We start from the raw sequence: 5,381 nt of genomic DNA on the forward strand, positions 1-5,381 counted from the left end.
TACCACGCCCGTTCCGGTAACTATCAACTTGAGTCCAACCCGGAAAGACACGACAAATCGCCAGTGGCGGTAGCCATTGGTAGACAGAATGTGCGAGAGATGTATCGAGAGTTCTTGAAGTGGTGCCCTAACTGAGGCTACACTGGAAGGACGAATTTGGTGACACGTCTCGCACAAGACTGTTACCACGGTTCAGAAGTTCCCCAACTTACTGAACCTTCGAAAAACCACCTCCCCAGGTGGTTTTTTCGTTTCTGAAGATACTCGTTTCAAATATTATCGTCAATGCTCGGGTTGATGCTTACCATTTCCTACAAGGATTTACTTCTCTTCATCAAAAAAACCAAACTGCTCGCTAGCCTTTTTCTCTAACTTAACCTCTTGTTTAGAAAAGGTTTCATCAGTCCACAACCCGCGAGACTCTCGTTGCTTTTTGATAAAATCCGGGAACAAAGAATTTATTTTTGATCTTATCTCATTTAAATAATCCCTTTCCATGTCAATATTAATAAATCTTTCTTTTATTATTTCACAACTATCAATTTCTGACCCAATCCAGTTCCTTTTTTTAATTTCAGAAACAGCATATGTAGTTCCTGACCCACCAAAAGGATCGAAAACAAGGTCACCTTCCTTAGTCGACATCTCAATAATCCTATCTAAAAGCTTAATACTTAATTCATTTGATCCATCCCGTTTTTTATATTTTTTATGTCTCACTGGAGGTATATCAAACCAAACATCCGTCAAGCTGACCCCTAAGGGATTCATTTTATTTTTATACCCTCCATAATCTTTAAGATCAGAATAGCACTTAGGACAAACTTGAGCAGGAAGCCGATCTGGAGAAAAATAATTAGGCTTCTCACCCTTTACAAAATACATCAATGAATAGTGAGAAGGATATAGCCTTCCTTGAATAGGGAGGCTATATTTTATATCAGTAGCAATCCAATGCCTAAAGTTCAATCTACCATGTAAGAAACTAGATATTTTACTATTCCACACAGGAAGATTCCATAAAAACAAACTGCCTCCAGGCTTGAGAATCCTTATGCACTCACTTAGCCAAGATTGAGTCCATTTTAAATATTCCTCTTCCTTTAAATTATCGTCCATTTTAGAAGGGTAAAGTTTGTCCAGATTAAATGGTGGATCGGCAAAAATCATATCTACACTGTCGCTTGTTATATTTCTAGCGACGTCAATACAATCCCCTTGATAAAGGGTTCCATGTTTCGTTTTTAGCACGCTATCCAATTTGGTTTTGCTAGTTGAAACATGAGAATCCTTCTTCAATGAGCTTAATAAACTGAATACTTCATCAGCATTCTGCTGAATTACCTCCAGAGCATTCATATCTAAATGCCCCATGGCTATCTGAAAATATAGCTCACTTATATTATAAGCATCGTGGAGAGCCTGAAGATCTTTTCCGCTAGGTATTATGTTTTTTTTATTATAATACTTTAGCCTATCGACAGGAATACCTGTTTTTTTACTTATCGACCTGTAAGCTCTTCCTGCCTCACCTAACTCGCCCAACGCTCTTAAAAACTGATCTGAATAGCTCATAAATTTCTCTGCACATTTATCAATAAAGCATACCCATAGGATCTCATATCCGTGAAGATCTGTCACTCCCTATCAATCCCTAGATTGGTAGCATTCAGCGGTCCATAGGCTCCAGGAGCTATTAGATTGAACAAAATCAACAGGGAAAAATTTGGCCAGATCATAGGTAATCGCTTACGCATTACCAGATGTCAACACGGATTAAGCCAGACAGACCTTCAAAATATAACAGGCATAGATAGAGCCACCTTGTCTCGCATAGAGAATGGCCAACAACAGATTTCGTTATTTCAACTTCTTCAAGTTTTAAAAGCTTTGCAAGTTAAACCTGAATTATTTTTAAAAGGAATTGAAGTCAACAATGAAGACTACGATTGAACTCGATGACGGTTTTTTCCCTGGAGATATATCAAACAAAATACGCAGCACTATATGCTCTTCTCTCGAAGGAATAACTACAGATGGGAAAAAATTCGTAATAAATGACAAAATATTTTTCCGAAAGCAGAAAGACGGCAACATAAAACCATGCGTAATGAATTCAGCAAGTTATATATCTAAGCTTTTCCAGAAAAACTTATCTGGCTATAACGGATGCCAAGGTGAGACAAAACTCCTTGATCAGAGTTTTGATGGGTTAATGAGAATTAATTATTCTGGATTATCTTATAAATTAAAAGAAGAAAAAGATGTAATTGATGTAGCAAAAGAATATATAGAGTTACAGGGCTTGCATAAAAGTGCCATTTACAATTTATTTCCTATGTTTTATGGGATGTATATAGATAGAGGTTGCTTTAGTATCCCTACGCTACCTAAAACTCAACATCTTTTCAAATCGAGCAATGTAGATCATATATACACAATTGGTGTTGAATTCGAAACTGGTAACGTTTCAAGCTCTTTCAGGGCAATAAATAAACTTAACAACCTATTCCAGCAAGGGGCAATAGATGGCGGGTGCTTTATAACTAGCATTGACAAAGCAAACTCTGCCACCAGGATATGGCCAGCCAGCAATAGAAATGGTTCGTTCCAAGAATTAAAGCAAAGATTTTATAAAAATCAAATCGCCCTTCCTCTAGTAGGCATAGGTTTTGCACCAGACGACTTCTCTCAAGAAGTAGGATTTTTATCTAACACTGGAAGTATATATTTTTTGGAGAGAAAAAAATTAAATGACCAGAAAACCGGCTTGGCCGTTTACCAAGATGATGAAGGACGTGAATTTTTTTCAGTCTAAATTATTTTTTTTTAGATATTAAATAAACCTAGCCAATGATTTCATAGGTTAACCATTGGCTGGGATGAAAACTGAAAAAAAACAAACCTTCTTCAACCTCCCGGATTTACCATAACATCCGTTGCCCGCACCACCTCAGACGCTCTCAGCGCGTTTCTGACGGGAAACCGGTAAAACAGGCAACAAACCACCCGAAAACCCGCCAGAAACGCGCAGGCTCTGTTTTTACGGCATGCATGAGTATGCACGCAAGTGCATAGCGCGAAAATTCACGCCATTCAGCCGGGGTAAGTCCTGTTTCCGATGTTCTTCTTACCCGAAAACGGTGAACGGGGACGCAATTTATTGCGTGGCCGTGAAGCGTTGCCGGCGCAGCCGGAAAACCCGCTGTCAGCACGTTCAGGAATCGGGTTCGTCGACGGCCGGCAATCACGTTATGGCAAGTCGCCGGACGACTCACCACACGATTCACCGGCGATTCGACTCGTGACTTGACTCTAGAGTCACCACGGTCATAAAAACGCCAAAGCGACGATTCGACTCTAGAGTCAAGTCGTCATAAGTTACTGATAGTGTGGAGTGAGTCGTCGATGACTCTATGACGAGTCGTCGGCAAGTCGTACACGAATCACCGACGACTTGGATTGACCTTACAGAAGGTAATACTGCGTAATTTAATAAAACCTAACCAACTGATAATAAGGAGTTATCTGCAAAATTTTAATTTTGCGTGGTGTGTGGGTATTTTTCGTGGTGAGGAGTGTTCCCGGATCTGGCGATTTTTGGGAAGGTTCAGGAACGCCCCGGGATGGCCGGAGAGGAAAACTCAAGCATGGCGGGATCAGGATTTTTTCCAGAATTTCCACCACGGGGAATGGGGTGGTGAAGAAGGTTCGTGCTTGTGCTCCAGAAGCTGCATAGCCTGACGAAGGGAATCAATATGCTCATCTCGAGCCTTAACAGCCCCTTTAAGACCATCGTTTTCAGCTTCAAGTAAAGCGATTCTATGTTGTAAATCATGTAAACCAACGCTGTTAATACCTGTAGATTCTGCGTCACTTTTTACATCATATTTTACAGTATCGATGACACCATCAAGAGAACCAAACACTCTAATAAGCTCTGATGTATCAATAACTTTAATACCCTTCCCGTGCTTTACAACAGAGGTGTAACTTAACTTACCACTGTTAATCATCTTGTAAATAGTAGGGCGACTAACCTTAACAAGCCGTGCTGCTTCACTAATAGACACTCTGGCCATCAGTTACCATCCTGTAATTCATCCAGTCTCGAGGACAGTGTACGGAAAAGATGCTCCGCATCATCGTGGAGTTTCTCACAAAGGTCGGCCTCAGCATCGAGATCAAGCTCGTTAAGCTTCTCCAGCAGGAGCAGAGACTGATTCTGGATGAATTTAGCCATGTTCAGCGCTGTTTTCTGTTGTTTCGTCATAAGGGACCTCAGAGCATCAGTGCTCAGTGTAAAACCGGTAAGGGGGTCGGATGTACGAATGGTTCAGAGAACGGATCTGAGGTAATCCTGTAGTTATTTTGTAGTTTATCTGTAGTCATCGCACTAAAAATCAGGATTAAGTCATCAGCTTTTGTAGTCTTTCTGTAGTTTACCTGTAGTCCGGAAAAATAATCCGTTCATGCGAGCATGAACGAGGTCGTTAATGACGTTTTTTTGTCACCGACGCCCCTTAACCTGCGTAAATCACCCGCCATGGTTGATTATTTTTCAACCTCAAAATGGTCATACACCTAACGCAGCCGCGATTTTCATCGCAACTTCATGAAAAATAAATAAAAAAGAAAAAATACAGGGATTCTGGGTATTACCGGGGTAATAATGTTAAGCGCTAACACAATGAAAATTAAGGCGATGCCGGTATTACTCCGGTAATACCCAGAACGGAGCCATTACGCACCGTCCTGCTGCTCATTCAGGCGCGCTGACAGGCTTCGGTAAAGGCGTTCCGCATCCTCATGGAGTTTCTCGCAGAAATCAGCCTCATGATCCAGATCCAGCTCATTAAGCCTGTCCAGAAGAAGCAGGGACTGATCCTGGATGAATTTAGCCATGTTAACGGCAGTCTTTTGTTGTTTGTTCATGAAGGCCCCGGCGCGAAAGTGCTTACTGTACGTTCTGATGGTTTTCCGCTTCCTCGCTCATTCGCTCACTCCGTTCGGTCATGAGTCTGCGGCGAGCGGAGGGAAGATAAGCAGATAACGTAACGGTAAGCATAACGAAAGCTAAGGACAAGGGCGAAAAGGCCACGCCCCGCCGGGGCGTTTTTCCATAGGCTCCGCCCCCCTGACAAGCATCACGAAAATCTGACGCTCAAATCAGTGGTGGCGAAACCCGACAGGACTATAAAGATCCCAGGCGTTTCCCCCTGGTAGCTCCCTCGTGCGCTCTCCTGTTCCTGCCTTTCGGTTTACCGGTGTCATTCCGCTGTTATGGCCGCGTTTATCTCATTCCACGCCTGACACTCAGTTCCGGGTAGGCAGTTCGCTCCAAGCTGGACTGTATGCACGAACCCCCCGTTCAGTCCGAC

Annotated in this window: 6 protein-coding genes; 2 read left to right on the plus strand and 4 right to left on the minus strand. The window is 42.2% G+C overall.

Annotation, left to right across the window (positions count from 1 at the left end; genetic code table 11):
• Positions 1-321: 321 nt before the first annotated feature.
• Positions 322-1,575: a DNA methyltransferase gene (locus AC1MKH_RS25900; RefSeq protein ID WP_128306716.1), complete on the minus strand. Its 1,254-nt coding sequence runs from the start codon at positions 1,573-1,575 to the stop codon at positions 322-324.
• Between the two features lie 126 nt (positions 1,576-1,701).
• On the opposite strand from AC1MKH_RS25900, the gene AC1MKH_RS25905 reads away from it, so the two are divergent.
• Both AC1MKH_RS25905 and AC1MKH_RS25910 read left to right on the plus strand, forming a co-directional pair.
• Complete coding sequence (locus AC1MKH_RS25905) at positions 1,702-1,953, plus strand: helix-turn-helix domain-containing protein (RefSeq protein WP_214680577.1); 252 nt, start codon at positions 1,702-1,704, stop codon at positions 1,951-1,953.
• Positions 1,937-2,818, plus strand: a complete 882-nt coding sequence (locus tag AC1MKH_RS25910) for a hypothetical protein (protein ID WP_080816743.1) — start codon at positions 1,937-1,939, stop codon at positions 2,816-2,818. Before AC1MKH_RS25905 ends, AC1MKH_RS25910 begins: the two co-directional genes overlap by 17 nt.
• Before the next feature lie 841 nt (positions 2,819-3,659).
• Here AC1MKH_RS25910 and AC1MKH_RS25915 read toward each other — a convergent pair.
• The 3 genes from AC1MKH_RS25915 to AC1MKH_RS25925 form a co-directional block, all read right to left on the minus strand.
• On the minus strand, positions 3,660-4,082 hold the full coding sequence (locus AC1MKH_RS25915; protein WP_061500298.1) for a helix-turn-helix domain-containing protein: 423 nt from the start codon (positions 4,080-4,082) through the stop codon (positions 3,660-3,662).
• Complete coding sequence (locus tag AC1MKH_RS25920; protein WP_032421723.1) at positions 4,082-4,273, minus strand: Rop family plasmid primer RNA-binding protein; 192 nt, start codon at positions 4,271-4,273, stop codon at positions 4,082-4,084. The genes AC1MKH_RS25915 and AC1MKH_RS25920 overlap by 1 nt, the downstream gene beginning before the upstream one ends.
• Before the next feature lie 470 nt (positions 4,274-4,743).
• Positions 4,744-4,935, minus strand: coding sequence for a Rop family plasmid primer RNA-binding protein (locus AC1MKH_RS25925; protein WP_001041614.1), 192 nt, complete (start codon positions 4,933-4,935; stop codon positions 4,744-4,746).
• Between the last annotated feature and the right edge of the window lie 446 nt (positions 4,936-5,381).

Source organism: Pseudocitrobacter sp. CD920760, from assembly GCF_057782505.1.

Excerpts from the sequence above, each read along its gene's own strand:
- AC1MKH_RS25900 (WP_128306716.1), bottom strand. The coding sequence starts at position 1,575 with ATGAGCTATTCAGATCAGTTTTTAAGAGCGTTGGGCGAGTTAGGTGAG.
- AC1MKH_RS25910 (WP_080816743.1), top strand. The coding sequence starts at position 1,937 with ATGAAGACTACGATTGAACTCGATGACGGTTTTTTCCCTGGAGATATA.
- AC1MKH_RS25915 (WP_061500298.1), bottom strand. The coding sequence starts at position 4,082 with ATGGCCAGAGTGTCTATTAGTGAAGCAGCACGGCTTGTTAAGGTTAGT.
- AC1MKH_RS25920 (WP_032421723.1), bottom strand. The coding sequence starts at position 4,273 with ATGACGAAACAACAGAAAACAGCGCTGAACATGGCTAAATTCATCCAG.
- AC1MKH_RS25925 (WP_001041614.1), bottom strand. The coding sequence starts at position 4,935 with ATGAACAAACAACAAAAGACTGCCGTTAACATGGCTAAATTCATCCAG.